Annotated in this window: 14 protein-coding genes; 11 read left to right on the top strand and 3 right to left on the bottom strand. The window is 64.5% G+C overall.

The annotated features are described in order from the left end of the window. The first annotated feature begins 75 nt into the window (after positions 1-75). From rpsD to dsbD, 5 genes are all read left to right on the top strand, one after another. Positions 76-699: a 30S ribosomal protein S4 gene (gene rpsD / locus U5809_RS21740; RefSeq protein ID WP_047899585.1), complete on the top strand. Its 624-nt coding sequence runs from the start codon at positions 76-78 to the stop codon at positions 697-699. A 124-nt stretch (positions 700-823) separates the two neighbouring features. Further along, positions 824-1,801: a DNA-directed RNA polymerase subunit alpha gene (locus U5809_RS21735; RefSeq protein ID WP_006477176.1), complete on the top strand. Its 978-nt coding sequence runs from the start codon at positions 824-826 to the stop codon at positions 1,799-1,801. 147 nt (positions 1,802-1,948) lie between these two features. Beyond that, entirely contained in the window at positions 1,949-2,344 is a 396-nt protein-coding gene (gene rplQ, locus U5809_RS21730) for a 50S ribosomal protein L17 (protein ID WP_027788579.1), read from the top strand. Positions 2,345-2,545: 201 nt separating this feature from the next. Next, a complete protein-coding gene (gene cutA / locus U5809_RS21725) occupies positions 2,546-2,872 on the top strand; it encodes a divalent-cation tolerance protein CutA (RefSeq protein WP_034189858.1) in 327 nt (108 codons plus the stop codon). Continuing rightward, positions 2,865-4,715 (top strand): protein-disulfide reductase DsbD, encoded by a 1,851-nt coding sequence (dsbD, locus tag U5809_RS21720; protein WP_322088071.1) that lies wholly within the window; start codon positions 2,865-2,867, stop codon positions 4,713-4,715. The genes cutA and dsbD overlap by 8 nt, the downstream gene beginning before the upstream one ends. A 105-nt stretch (positions 4,716-4,820) precedes the next feature. On the opposite strand, the gene hemB is transcribed toward dsbD, so the two are convergent. Both hemB and yihA read right to left on the bottom strand, forming a co-directional pair. Beyond that, positions 4,821-5,819 carry a porphobilinogen synthase gene (gene hemB, locus U5809_RS21715; RefSeq protein ID WP_176051121.1) on the bottom strand — a complete coding sequence of 333 codons (999 nt, stop codon included), beginning with the start codon at positions 5,817-5,819 and terminating at the stop codon, positions 4,821-4,823. A gap of 253 nt (positions 5,820-6,072) precedes the next feature. Then, complete coding sequence (yihA, locus tag U5809_RS21710; protein WP_176051120.1) at positions 6,073-6,732, bottom strand: ribosome biogenesis GTP-binding protein YihA/YsxC; 660 nt, start codon at positions 6,730-6,732, stop codon at positions 6,073-6,075. 214 nt (positions 6,733-6,946) lie between these two features. On the opposite strand from yihA, the gene U5809_RS21705 reads away from it, so the two are divergent. From U5809_RS21705 to msrQ, 5 genes are all read left to right on the top strand, one after another. Then, positions 6,947-7,600 (top strand): c-type cytochrome, encoded by a 654-nt coding sequence (locus U5809_RS21705; protein ID WP_176051134.1) that lies wholly within the window; start codon positions 6,947-6,949, stop codon positions 7,598-7,600. Positions 7,601-7,816: 216 nt separating this feature from the next. Continuing rightward, positions 7,817-10,033 carry a cytochrome c biogenesis protein ResB gene (locus U5809_RS21700; protein ID WP_282506438.1) on the top strand — a complete coding sequence of 739 codons (2,217 nt, stop codon included), beginning with the start codon at positions 7,817-7,819 and terminating at the stop codon, positions 10,031-10,033. A 4-nt stretch (positions 10,034-10,037) separates the two neighbouring features. Beyond that, the gene (gene ccsB / locus U5809_RS21695; RefSeq protein WP_176051118.1) at positions 10,038-11,228 is read left to right on the top strand and encodes a c-type cytochrome biogenesis protein CcsB; all 1,191 of its coding nucleotides are present in this window, start codon (positions 10,038-10,040) and stop codon (positions 11,226-11,228) included. A gap of 159 nt (positions 11,229-11,387) precedes the next feature. Beyond that, positions 11,388-12,383, top strand: coding sequence for a protein-methionine-sulfoxide reductase catalytic subunit MsrP (msrP, locus tag U5809_RS21690; protein ID WP_322088070.1), 996 nt, complete (start codon positions 11,388-11,390; stop codon positions 12,381-12,383). Positions 12,384-12,403: 20 nt separating this feature from the next. Next, entirely contained in the window at positions 12,404-13,090 is a 687-nt protein-coding gene (gene msrQ, locus U5809_RS21685; protein ID WP_322088069.1) for a protein-methionine-sulfoxide reductase heme-binding subunit MsrQ, read from the top strand. A gap of 81 nt (positions 13,091-13,171) precedes the next feature. Here msrQ and lptM read toward each other — a convergent pair whose 3' ends face one another. Further along, positions 13,172-13,447 (bottom strand): LPS translocon maturation chaperone LptM, encoded by a 276-nt coding sequence (gene lptM / locus U5809_RS21680; RefSeq protein ID WP_176051115.1) that lies wholly within the window; start codon positions 13,445-13,447, stop codon positions 13,172-13,174. A gap of 36 nt (positions 13,448-13,483) precedes the next feature. Between lptM and cyaY the strand changes: the two genes are divergently transcribed. Beyond that, entirely contained in the window at positions 13,484-13,810 is a 327-nt protein-coding gene (gene cyaY, locus U5809_RS21675; RefSeq protein WP_176051114.1) for an iron donor protein CyaY, read from the top strand. Positions 13,811-13,864: the final 54 nt, after the last annotated feature.

Here is a 13,864-nt window from a genome sequence, read left to right as displayed (position 1 = left end):
GCCCACCGTTCGCCCCAAAGGGAGCGGACTAGCGCGGATTTCGATCCGCGTGACTGATTGATAAAGGAATGCAAAGTGGCACGTTATATCGGCCCCAAAGCCAAGCTGTCCCGCCGTGAAGGCACCGACCTGTTCCTGAAGAGCGCACGCCGCTCGCTCGCCGACAAGTGCAAGCTCGACAGCAAGCCGGGTCAGCACGGCCGTACCTCGGGCGCACGTACGTCCGACTACGGTACGCAGCTGCGTGAAAAGCAGAAGGTCAAGCGCATCTACGGCGTGCTGGAGCGTCAGTTCCGCCGCTACTTCGCCGAAGCCGACCGCCGCAAGGGCAACACGGGTGAAAACCTGCTGCAACTGCTCGAGTCGCGCCTCGACAACGTCGTGTATCGCATGGGCTTCGGCTCGACCCGCGCTGAAGCGCGTCAGCTGGTGAGCCACAAGTCGATCACCGTGAACGGCGTCGTCGCAAACGTCCCGTCGCAGCAGGTGAAGGCAGGTGACGTCGTCGCGATCCGCGAAAAGGCGAAGAAGCAAGCGCGTATCGTCGAAGCGCTGTCGCTGGCCGAGCAAGGCGGCATGCCGAGCTGGGTTGCAGTCGATGCGAAGAAGTTCGAAGGCACGTTCAAGCAAATGCCGGAACGCGTTGAGATCGCAGGCGACATCAACGAAAGCCTGATCGTCGAATTGTATTCGCGTTAATCCGATTGACGGCCGAGGTACCCCGATTGCGTTGCGCAAGGAGGGGCCTCGGCTGTTTATTTTCTGGTTGTTACCGGTCAGCCTTATCGGTGTAACGAGCCGAGGGTATTGAAAAGGAAAGCCCATGCAAACCAGTTTGCTGAAACCCAAGATCATCGCCGTGGAATCGCTTGGCGAGAACCACGCGAGGGTGGTCATGGAACCGTTCGAACGCGGTTACGGCCATACCTTGGGCAATGCGCTTCGCCGCGTGCTGCTGTCGTCGATGGTTGGCTACGCGCCGACCGAAGTCACGATCGCAGGCGTGGTGCACGAGTACTCGACGCTGGATGGCGTGCAGGAAGACGTCGTCAACCTGCTGCTGAACCTGAAGGGCGTGGTGTTCAAGCTGCATAACCGTGACGAAGTGACGGTTACGCTGCGCAAGGAAGGTGAAGGCGTTGTCACGGCCGGCGATATCGAGCTGGCCCACGATTGCGAAGTCATCAACCCGAATCACGTGATTGCGCACCTGTCGAAGGGCGGCAAGCTCGACGTTCAGATCAAGATCGAAAAGGGTCGCGGCTATGTGCCCGGCAACGTCCGTCGCTACGGCGAAGACACGGCCAAGATCATCGGCCGCATCGTCCTCGACGCATCGTTCTCGCCGGTTCGCCGCGTGAGCTACGCTGTCGAAAGCGCACGTGTCGAGCAGCGTACCGACCTCGACAAGCTCGTGATGAACATCGAAACGAGCGGTGTGATCACGCCGGAAGAAGCGATCCGTCAATCGGCTCGCATCCTGGTCGACCAGCTGTCCGTGTTCGCGGCGCTGGAAGGCACGGAAACGGCAGCCGAAGCGCCGTCGCGCGCTCCGCAGATCGACCCGATCCTGCTGCGTCCGGTGGACGATCTCGAGCTGACGGTTCGTTCGGCGAACTGCCTGAAGGCCGAGAACATCTACTACATCGGCGATCTGATCCAGCGCACGGAAAACGAGCTGCTGAAGACGCCGAACCTCGGTCGCAAGTCGCTCAACGAGATCAAGGAAGTGCTCGCTTCGCGCGGTCTCACGCTGGGCATGAAGCTCGAAAACTGGCCGCCGGCTGGTCTCGACAAGTAAGCCCGCTTGTAGCGCTGCTGTTGCTGTAGTTGGCAAAGATGCGGATTTTCCTTTAAAATCCGCATCTTGCTTTTTTCGCTACCGGCCCGTGCACCCTCGAGGTGCGATAGAAGAGCTGGATCAAAACTTTGAATCAAGGAAACTGAAATGCGCCATCGTCATGGTCTGCGGAAACTGAACCGCACGAGCAGCCACCGTCTGGCTATGCTCCGTAACATGTCCAACTCGCTGATCGAGCACGAAGTCATCAAGACGACGCTGCCGAAGGCGAAGGAACTCCGTAAAGTCGTCGAGCCGCTGATCACGCTCGGCAAGAAGCCGTCGCTGGCAAACCGTCGCCTGGCGTTCAACCGCCTGCGCGATCGTGACTCGGTCGCGAAGCTGTTCGACGTCCTCGGTCCGCGTTTCGCGAACCGTCCGGGCGGCTACCTGCGCGTGCTGAAGTTCGGCTTCCGCGTGGGCGACAACGCACCGATGGCACTGGTCGAACTGCTCGACCGTCCGGAAGTCGACGAAACGGAAACCGTGCAAGAAGCTGAGTAAGCTTCCGGTACGCTGCAGTATCTGAAAAGGGCCGAGCGATTGCTTGGCCCTTTTTGTTTTTGAGGCGCCGGCTGCGATCGATTGTCGCAGGCCAGCACCGGCAGCATTGCGCGGGCTGCGCTACGATACGGGCAGCCGGCGTGATCCGAGGATATGCAATTCGCGCCGGCCGGAGCCGGTAGACCAGTCAGGAGGGCGCGGATGATAGTGGTGCTGATGCTGACGACGGTGCCCGATGCGGCGACGGCCGCGGCGCTGTCCGATGGCGCGCTCGACGCGCGGCTGGCCGCGTGCGTGTCGGAGCTCGGTGCGATCAAGTCGCGCTATCACTGGCAGGGCAAGGTCGAAACGGCCGACGAGATCCAGTTGTTGTTCAAGACGAGCCCCGTGCGGGCGCTCGAACTGGAGCGATTTATTCTCGCGCATCATCCATACGAGACGCCCGAAATCGTCTCGTGGCAAACGACGGCATCGGCCGCGTACGGCCAGTGGGTGACCAGCGAAACTCAACGTCTATTTCATGTTTAACGGTATGGCGCTTTCCGTGCGCGTGCGCGCGCTGCGGTTCCTTGCAGTTCTGTTGTCGGTCGCGGTCATGCTGGGCGGCCTGTCGGTCGCGCGCGCGGCCGATGATTTCCTCGATCCGTCGGTCGCGTTCAAGTTCAGCGCGAGCGAATCGCCGGGACAGGTGGACGTTCGCTTCAAGGTAGCCAACGGTTATTACATGTACCGCGAGCGGTTTGCCTTCGCGGTGAAGAGCGGACAGGCGACGCTCGGCGAACCGCAATTCCCGGCCGGCCACGTCAAGTTCGACCAGACGTTCCAGAAGAACGTCGAGACCTATCGTGACGAAGTCGTCATCCACGTGCCGGTGAAGCAGGCGGCCGGGCCGTTCGAGCTCGCGGTGACGTCGCAGGGGTGTGCGGACGAAGGAATCTGCTATCCGCCGGCCGAGCACGTCGTGAAGGTCGACGGCGCCGCGCTCGGCGCGGCATCGTCGTCCGGCGGCGACACGGCAGCCGCGGGCAACTGGTTCGACAAGGTCACGAGCGCCGATTTCGCGCAGTCGCTGCTCGAAGGGCACGGCTTCTTCACGATCGTCGCACTGTATTTCGTCGCGGGCGTCGTACTGAGCCTCCTGCCCTGCTCGTACCCGATGATTCCGATCGTGTCCGCGATCATCATCGGCCAGGGCACGCGCGCGACGCATGCACGCGGCTTCGCGCTGTCGCTGACCTATGTGATCGGCATGGCGCTCGTCTACACGGTGCTCGGCATCGCCGCGGCGCTGGTCGGCCAGAGCCTCGGCGCGTGGCTGCAGAACCCGTGGGTGCTCGGCGCGTTCGGCGTGCTGCTGACCGCGTTTGCGGTGTCGCTGATCTCGGGCAAGGACATCGCGTTGCCCGCACGCTGGCAGAACGGTGCGGCCGAAGCATCGAGCATGCGCCAGGGCGGCCACTTCATCGCGGTCGCGGCGATGGGCGCGCTGTCGGCGCTGGTGGTCGGCGCATGCATGACGGCGCCGCTGTTCGCGGTGCTCGCCTTCATTGCGCACACCGGCAATGCATTGCTCGGCGGTGCGGCGCTGTTCGCGATGGGGCTGGGGCTCGGCGTGCCGCTGCTGGTCGTCGGCGTGGGCGCCGGGACGGTGCTGCCGCGCGCAGGCGCATGGATGGACGGTGTGAAGGTGTTCTTCGGCATCGTGCTGCTCGCGGCCGCGCTGTGGATCGTGTGGCCGGTGCTGGCGGGCGGCTTGAAGATGGTGCTCGCCGCGTTGTGGCTGTTGATCGCGGCCGCGGCGCTCGGCCTGTTCACGCCGAATGCCGGCGCCGCGTCGATCTGGCGCCGCCTGGGCCGCGGCGTGGGCGCCGCGCTCGCAATCTGGGCCGCGACGCTGCTCGTCGGCCTGGCTGCCGGCTCGACGGATCCCGTGAAGCCGCTGGCCGTGCTGGCGACGCGCACGGTGGCGTCCGGCGGGGCTGCGACGGCCGGCACGGCCGCTGCGCAGGACGGTCCGGCGTTTGCATCGGTGCGCTCCAGCGGTGAGCTCGACACGCTGCTGAAGACGTCGGGCCAGCCCGTGATGCTCGACTTCTATGCCGACTGGTGCGTGAGCTGCAAGGAGATGGAGCATCTGACGTTCACCGATGCCCGTGTGCAGGCGCGCCTCGCGCAGCTCCACCTCGTGCGCGCGGACGTCACCGCGAACAACCCGGACGACCAGGCGCTACTCAAGCGCTTCAACCTGTTCGGGCCGCCGGGCATCATCTTCTTCGATCGCAGCGGTAACGAGATCGGTCGCGTGGTCGGTTATCAGGCGGCCGAGACGTTCCTGCGCAGCCTGGATCGCGCCGCCGTCCCGACGGTATAGCGAACCGGGGCGCTCGACGCGGCCACGGCCACGATCGACGGTAAACAAAAAACGGCGGAACACCGAGGTGTCCCGCCGTTTTTTCTTGGGCCTGCCGACGCGCGATCAGCGCTGCGCTTTCAGCAGGCGCGCCGCGTCGAGCGCGAAGTACGTGAGTACGCCGTCGGCGCCCGCACGCTTGAACGCGAGCAGCGATTCGAGCACGACCTTGTCGTGGTCGAGCCAGCCGTTCATCGCGGCCGCCTTCAGCATCGCGTATTCGCCGCTCACCTGGTACACGTAGGTCGGGAAGCGGAATTCGTCCTTCACGCGGCGCACGATGTCGAGATACGGCATGCCGGGCTTGACCATCACCATGTCGGCGCCTTCGTCGATGTCGAGGCGCACCTCGCGCAGCGCTTCGTCGCTGTTCGCCGGATCCATCTGGTAGGTCATCTTGTTGCCCTTGCCCAGGTTGGATGCCGAGCCGACCGCGTCGCGGAACGGGCCGTAGAACGCCGACGCGAACTTGGCCGAGTAAGCCATGATCCGCGTGTGGATGTGGCCGTCGCTTTCCAGCATTTCGCGGATCGCGCCGATGCGGCCGTCCATCATGTCCGACGGCGCGACGATGTCGACGCCGGCCTCGGCCTGCGCGCGTGCCTGCTCGATCAGGATCTCGATCGTGTCGTCGTTGATCACGTAGCCGTTCTCGTCGAGCACGCCGTCCTGGCCGTGGCTCGTGTACGGGTCGAGCGCGACGTCGGTCAGCACGCCGAGCTCGGGGAAGCGCTTCTTCAGCTCGCGCACCGCGCGCGGAATCAGGCCTTCCGGATTGGCTGCCTCGCGACCGTCGGGCGTTTTCACCGACGGGTCGATGGCCGGGAACAACGACAGCACGGGCACGCCGAGTTCGACGCATTGCTCGGCGACCTGCATCAGCAGATCGACCGATACGCGCTCGACGCCGGGCATCGACGGCACTGGCTGCCGCTCGTTGGTGCCTTCGACGACGAACACCGGATAGATCAGGTCGTCGGTGGTCAGGCGGTTTTCGCGCATCAGGCGGCGGGAGAAGTCGTCGCGGCGCATCCTGCGCGGACGATGAAGCGGATGGAAGCTCATGGCGATTTGGCAGAAATCAGGGCAGTAAGGACCTTACGGAACCCTTAGGTGATTTTTGGGAGCGTTGGTATATGATAGCGATCGAGCGGCACGCGTCGCGTGTAGCTCCCCGCTTCTCCTCCCTGAGCGGGTGCCTGTCGTTTTTCGATTAGGCTGTTTGACCCGCCGTTCAACGGCGGGTTTTTTTATGAGCCGGCCGAATCCGCAGGCGCCGTCAGGAGCGCGCCGCCGAACCCGGCCGCGCGTTGCCCGATCATTGTGCTACAGGCTCGCTTTCTTCGTCGGCGACGGACGGCCGCAGCCAGCTCTCGATCAGCTCGTGCGCTTCGTCGAGCCCCGTGCGCTTCAGCGCGGAGAACAGCTGGACCGTCAGCTTGCCCTGGACGCCCTGGTCACGATACGCATCGAGCCCCTTTTGCGTGGTCCGCAGCGCATTGATGCTTTCCTGGCGCGTCAATTTGTCGCACTTGGTCAGCAGCGTGTGGATCGGCTTGCCGGTCGGCGCGAACCACTCGATCATGCGGCGATCGAGGTCGGTCAGCGGACGGCGCGAATCCATCATCAGGATCAGGCCGCAGAGCTGCGAGCGCGTCGCCAGGTAGGACGACAGCAGCATCTCCCAGTGCGCCTTGGCGGCGCCGGGCACTTCCGCGTAGCCATAGCCGGGCAGGTCGACGAGGTTCGCGACGGGCTCGGCGGCCGGGCCGACGGAGAAGTAGTTGATATGCTGCGTGCGGCCGGGCGTCTTCGACGCGAAGGCCAGCCGCTTCTGGTTGCACAGCACGTTGATCGCCGTCGACTTGCCGGCATTCGAGCGGCCCGCGAACGCGATTTCCGGCTGGACCGTCGGCGGCAGGTCGCGCAGATGGTTGACGGTCGTGTAGAAACGGGCTTGATGGAGCAGAAAGGCCATGGGAACCGGAAGGACGGGCGGCGCAAGCCGCTTGGTGGAGGCGGGGTAGCCCCGATAGGCGCCGGAGCTTTCAACACGATATTGTACAATACGGCGGTTTTACCAAAGGCTACCGGGCGCCTGCCTCGCGCTTTTATGTAGCTTCTGCGGTAGACTGAACGCCGTCGTTTTTTGCAGAACCTCAAATTCCCACAAGACGAAACAGGGTGTGCGAATGAATCGACTGTGCAAGTCTCTGATGGTGCTTCAGGTTGCAGCAGGGTTCGTAGGTTTCGTAGCGGAGGCAAACGCGGCGGATGCGGCAAAGCCGGATCTCGACCGCGGCAAGGCGATTGCCGGGCAGGTCTGCGCGTCGTGTCACGGCGCCGACGGCAATAGCGCGTCGGGCAGCTTCCCGAAGCTGGCCGGCCAGCATCCCGAATATCTGGTCAAGCAGTTGAACGACTTCAAGGCGCAGCCGGGCGCGAAGGGGCCGGTGCGTAACAACGCGGTGATGGTCGGATTCGCGAGCGCGTTGAGCGCGGACGACATGCGCAACGTCGCTGCGTACTACGGGTCGCAGACGACGAAGCTCGGTACCGCACGCGATGCGGCGACCGTGCCGGTCGGCCAGAAGATCTATCGCGGCGGCATCGCGGAGAAGGGCGTACCTGCCTGCGCGAGCTGCCACGGGCCGACGGGCCAGGGGATGCCGGTCCAGTATCCGCGTCTGTCGGGGCAGTGGGCCGATTACACGGTCGCGCAGTTGACCGCGTTCCAGCAGGGTGCCGGCGCGCGCAACAACAACGAGGCGATGCATCAGATCGCCACGCGCCTGTCGGACAACGAGATCAAGGCCGTCGCGGATTACATCGCGGGCCTGCGTTGACCGGCCGGTCGCGAAGGGAATGACCGGTCGCCCGAAGGGCGGCCGGAGTCAGAACAAGAAAAGGGTGGGGCGCCGCAACGTTGCGGCCGCCTTGCCCTTTTTTGTTGGCACTCGCCGGACCAAGTCGGGCTGGAGAGGCTTGCAGGGCGATGGGGGCTGCGTCCCCCAAGCGAACATAGTGAGCGTAGGGGCTGTTTCCCCTTAGTCGGAGTTTGAATGAGCGTTACCACGTCGGGGTTGCAGTCGAAGTCGAGTCAGGGTGCGTCGAAGCGCGCGGTCGAGCTGTTGAGCTCGATGCGCTTCGCCATTGCGCTGCTGGTGGTGCTGTCGATCGCGAGCATCATCGGCACGGTCCTGACCCAGGACGATCCGTATCCGAACTACGTGAACCAGTTCGGGCCGTTCTGGGCGGACATCTTCCGCTCGCTCGGCCTGTACAACGTGTACAGCGCGTGGTGGTTCATGCTGATCCTGATCTTCCTCGTCACGTCGATCTCGCTGTGCGTGATCCGCAACGCGCCGAAGATGCTCGCCGATGCGAAGAGCTGGAAGGACAAGGTCCGCGAAGGCAGCTTGCGCGCGTTCCACCACAAGGCGGAGTACTCGGCTTCCGGCACGCGTGCGACCGTCGCGGCGACGCTTGCCACGTTCGTCACCAAGGCTGGCTACAAGCACGTCGTGCGTGAAAGCGACGGCGCGACGCTGATCTCCGCGAAGCGCGGCGCGATGACCAAGTGGGGCTACATTTCCGCCCACCTCGCGATCGTCGTGATCTGTATCGGCGGCCTGCTCGACAGCAACCTGCCGATCAAATTCCAGATGTGGATGTTCGGCAAGAGCCCGGTCAACACGAGCGCGACGATCAGCGAGATCTCGCCCGACCATCGACTGTCCGCGTCGAACCCGACGTTCCGCGGCTACGCGTGGGTGCCCGAGGGGCAGTTCGTGTCGACCGCGATCCTGAACCAGCCGAGCGGCTCGCTGATCCAGGACCTGCCGTTCTCGATCCAGCTCAACAAGTTCATCGTCGACTACTACACGACGGGCATGCCGAAGCTGTTCGCGAGCGACATCGTCGTGATCGATCGCGAGACCGGCCAGAAGATCCCGGCGCGCGTCGAGGTCAACAAGCCGTTCACGTACAAGGGCGTGTCGATCTACCAGTCGAGCTTCCAGGACGGCGGCTCGCAGATGCAGATGACGGCCTACCCGATGACGGGCGGCAACGCGACGACCGTCCCCGTGAAGGGCACGATCGGCAGTTCGGCGCCGCTGCAGGTGCCGGGCGCCGATGGCGACACGATCGAGTTCTCCGATTTCCGCGCGATCAACGTCGAGAACATGGCCGACGCGAACGGCAAGCCGGACGTGCGCGGCGTCGCGACGACGAGCTCGCTCAAGGAAGTGTTCGACGAGCGGCTCGGCTCGGGCGCGAAGTCGTCGAAGCCGACGCAGCTCCACAACATCGGGCCGTCGGTGCAGTACAAGATCCGCGGCAAGGACGGTCAGGCGCGCGAATTCAACAACTACATGCTGCCCGTCGACATGAACGGCGAGCGTGTGTTCCTCGCCGGCGTGCGCGCGAGCCCGAACGATCCGTTCCGCTACATGCGGATCCCGGCCGACAGCCAGGATTCGATCGGCGAATGGATGCGCCTGCGCGCCGCGCTGGAGGATCCGGCCGTGCGCACCGAGGCCGCCGCGCGCTTCGCGCAGCGTTCGTTGCCGGGCACCGACGCGTCGCTGCGCGGCCGCCTGCAGGACAGCGCGTCGAAGGTGCTGACCCTTTTTGCTGCAAGCGACGACAGCGTCGGCCGCGGTGCCGACGGCCAGCCGGTCGGCGGCTTCCAGGCGGTGGCGACGTTCATCGACCGTTCGGTGCCGAAGGCTGAGCAGGAGAAGGCGGCGAGCCTGCTGCTGCGGATGCTCGAAGGCTCGATGTGGGAGGTCTGGCAGATCGCGCGCGAGCGCGCCGGCGAGCCGGCCGCCCAGAACGGCGCCGAGACGGTTCGCTTCGTGCAGAACGCGATCAATGCGCTATCCGACAGCTTTTTGTATGGATCGCCGGTCTATTTGCAGCTTGACTCATTCAAGCAGGTGCAAGCTTCGGTATTTCAGCTGACGCGCGCACCCGGCAAGAATCTGGTGTATCTTGGCAGCCTGCTGCTGGTCGCCGGCATCTTCTCGATGTTCTACGTGCGCGAGCGGCGCCTCTGGTTCTGGCTGAAGGACGCCGGTTCGGGCGTCGATGTGGTGATGGCAATGTCCACGGCCCGCAAGACCTTCGATTTCGAGAAAGAATTCGTGCAGACGCGCGACGCGGCCGGCGTCGCCTTGCGCGCCGCACCTCGCGACGCCGCGCCCACCGGTGCGGCTTCGACGGCCCGCCCGCCTGCCGGCAGCGGTTCCGATTCCGAGAATTCCACCCGGTAACATCATGGATCTCACGCAAGTTTCCTCTTCCCGTGCGGCGTCGGCCCAGGCGCCGGTTTCGTCGCCGTTGTTCGACGACCGTCCTTTCCTCGCGCGCCTGTCGCTGTTCGACTGGCTGTTCGCACTGGCGCTCGTGGTGGGCGCGGGCTATGCGCTCGTGCACTACAACGCGCACATGGATTACTACGACAAGGCGGTGATGATCGGCACCGTGCCGGCGCTCGTCGCGCTCGGCTGGCGCTGGAAGCCCGCCCGGCTGATGATGGCGTCGATCGCCGTGCTGTCGCTGCTGTCGATCCAGATCTACCAGGGCGATCTCGCGCGCGCCGATTCGGCGTTCTTCCTCAAGTACTTCCTGTCGAGCCAGTCGGCGATCCTGTGGATGAGCGCGCTGTTCGTGCTCGCGACGATCTTCTACTGGATCGGCCTGCTCGCGCGCTCGGAAACGGGGGCGGCGATCGGCCAGAAGCTCACGTGGGTCGCCGTGCTGATGGGCTTCACGGGGCTGATGGTGCGCTGGTACGAGTCCTACCTGATCGGTGCGGACGTCGGCCACATCCCCGTGTCGAACCTCTATGAAGTGTTCGTCCTGTTCAGCCTGATCACCGCCCTGCTGTATCTGTATTACGAAGGCCACTACGGCACGCGTTCGCTCGGCGCGTTCGTGCTGCTGGTCATCAGCGCGGCAGTCGGCTTCCTGATGTGGTACTCGGTCGCGCGCGATGCGCAGCAGATCCAGCCGCTCGTGCCGGCGCTGCAAAGCTGGTGGATGAAGATCCACGTGCCGGCGAACTTCATCGGCTACGGAAGCTTTGCGCTGTCGGCGATGGTGTCGGTCGCTTACCTGATGAAGGAACGCGGCGTGCTTGCCGATCGTCTGCCGACGCTCGAAGTGCTCGACGACGTGATGTACAAGTCGATCGCGGTCGGTTTCGCGTTCTTCACGATCGCGACGATCCTCGGCGCATTGTGGGCAGCCGAGGCGTGGGGCGGCTACTGGAGCTGGGATCCGAAGGAAACCTGGGCGCTGATCGTGTGGCTGAACTACGCGGCGTGGCTGCACATGCGATTGATGAAGGGCTTGCGCGGCGCGGTCGCCGCTTGGTGGGCACTCACGGGCCTGCTGGTCACGACGTTCGCGTTCCTCGGCGTCAACATGTTCCTGTCGGGGCTGCACAGCTACGGCAAGCTGTAAGATTTCCGCCGCTCGTCCGACTATCGAACCGCCGGTGCACTGCGTGCCCGGCGGTTTTGCTTTGTAACGGGCGGGCGAACCGGGCGTCGAACGGCGCATGATGGGCCGGGTCGAACGCACATGAAGCATGCGCACCGCGCATGCAGGAGGAGCTGCACGATGTGGATCAAACGCCCTTTGCGCAACGTACTGACCGGCGGTGATATTTCGCCCGGCGAGATCACGCCGCGCACGGTATTCGAGAACCGGCGGCGCGTGTTGCAGGCGGCCGGCCTCGCGGCGGCAGGCGGCTTGTTTGGCGCCAGCAACGCGGCATTCGCCGCGTATGCGTCGCCGGACGCGCGGGCGGCGAAGCTCGCGGCCAAGACGAACCCGAAATTCGTCGCCGCCGACAAGGTGACGCCGTTCAAGGACATCACCTCCTACAACAACTTCTACGAATTCGGCACCGACAAGAGTGACCCGGCGCAGAACGCCGGCACGCTGCGGCCGCGCCCGTGGCGCGTGAGCGTCGAGGGCGAGGTGCTGCACCCGAAGGTGTTCGATCTCGACGAACTGCTGAAGCTCGCGCCGCTCGAGGAGCGCGTGTACCGGCTGCGCTGCGTCGAAGGGTGGTCGATGGTGATCCCGTGGATCGGCGTGCCGCTGTCCGAGTTGATCAAACGCGTACAGCCGACCGGCAACGCGAAATACGTGCAGTTCGTCACGCTTGCCGACCCATCGCAGATGCCGGGCCTGTCGACACCTGTGCTCGACTGGCCGTATTCGGAAGGGCTGCGGATGGACGAGGCGATGAACCCGCTGACGTTGCTGACGATGGGCGTCTACGGGCAGGTGCTGCCGAACCAGAACGGTGCGCCGGTGCGGATCGTCGTGCCGTGGAAGTATGGTTTCAAGAGCGCGAAGTCGCTCGTGAAGATCCGCTTCGTCGACAAAGAGCCGAAGACGAGCTGGAACACCTACGCATCCAGCGAGTACGGCTTCTATTCGAACGTGAACCCGAACGTCGATCATCCACGCTGGAGCCAGGCGACCGAGCGGCGCATCGGCGAGGACGGCTTCTTCACGCCGAAGCGCAAGACGCTGATGTTCAACGGCTACGGCGATCTCGTTGCGTCGATGTATCAGGGCATGGACCTGAAGAAGAACTTCTGAGCGCGACATTGGAAAACGACATGCCTCCTTCGACGCTCACGCCCGCGCGTCCAGCCGGCGCCGGGCCTGCCGCACGCACGACGCGGGCCGGTGCAGTCCGTCCCGCCGCGCCGCGCTGGCTCGTGCCGGCCAAGGTGCTGGTGTTCGCGGCCGGTCTGTATCCGCTCGCGCGTCTCGTGCTGTTCGGGCTGACTGACCGGCTCGGCGCGAATCCGATCGAATTCATCACGCGCTCGACGGGCCTCTGGACGCTCGTCTTGTTGTGCATCACGCTCGCCGTCACGCCGCTGCGGCGCATGACGGGGTTCGCCGCGCTGTTGCGTTTTCGCCGGATGATCGGGCTGTTCGCGTTCTTTTACGCGACGCTGCACTTCACGACCTACCTGTGGTTCGACAAGTGGTTCGACGTCGTCGCGATCCTGAAGGACGTCGGCAAGCGCCCGTTCATCACGGTCGGCTTCGCCGCGTTCGTGCTGCTGATTCCGCTCGCCGCGACGTCGACGCGCGCGATGGTGCGCCGGCTCGGCCGCCACTGGGCGACGCTGCATCGCGCGATCTACGCGGTCGCACTGTTCGGTGTGCTGCACTTCTGGTGGATGCGGGCCGGCAAGCACAATCTCGCGCAGCCGAAGCTTTACGCGGCGGTCGTCGCCGTGCTGCTCGGTTGGCGGCTGATCGCGTGGGGATGGCGGCGCGTGCGCGCGTGACGGCGCAGCCCGAAAAACAAAAGGCGATGACCGTGAAGCCATCGCCTTGTTTCGCCTGCCGCGCGAGCGGCGTTGCTTCCGTTACTTCGCGGCCGGGCTCGATGCCGGTGCGGGCACGGCCGATGCGCCGCTCGACAGCTCGGGCGACAGCATCAGCGGTGAGCCCGACGTGTCGGGTGTGTCGTCGGACGATGCGTTTTCATCGGTCGGTTTCACGTCCGACGGCGGCGTATTCTGCTGCTGGAGTGGCTTGGGCATCGGAGGCACGGTGGGCAGATAGAGCGCGCCGCTTTGACCGCAGCCGGCAAGAATCGCCAAAGCCGCTACAATCGCGCTCATCCGGAAAACGACTCGCATGATCGTCCCTGAACAATTGAACCGATAGAGTTTAGCATGTCCGATACCGAATACCTGACCCGTGCCGAGGCCGTACTGATGGCCGTCGAGCGTACCGTCGACACCGCGAACGATGGCGACCACGACATCGATCTGGAGCGTAACGGCAGCGTCCTGACGCTGACGTTCGAGAACGGCTCGAAGATCATCGTCAACCTGCAACCGCCGATGAAGGAAGTGTGGATCGCCGCGAAGGCGGGCGGATTCCACTACCGTTTCATCGACGGAGAATGGCGCGACACGCGCACGGGCACCGAGTTCTTCTCGGCGCTCACCGAATACGCGACCCAGCAGGCCGGCCTGCCGATCACGTTCAGCATGTGACGCGCCGGGGCGCCGGACCCCGAACGTTGCAGCCAAAGAAAAAGCGCCCCTCGG

Origin of the sequence: Burkholderia sp. BCC1999 (genome assembly GCF_905339975.1) — a bacterium.
Taxonomy (GTDB): Bacteria; Pseudomonadota; Gammaproteobacteria; order Burkholderiales; family Burkholderiaceae; genus Burkholderia.
Note: the sequence above shows the minus strand (reverse complement) of the source record. Positions and strands in the feature narration are given on the sequence as shown.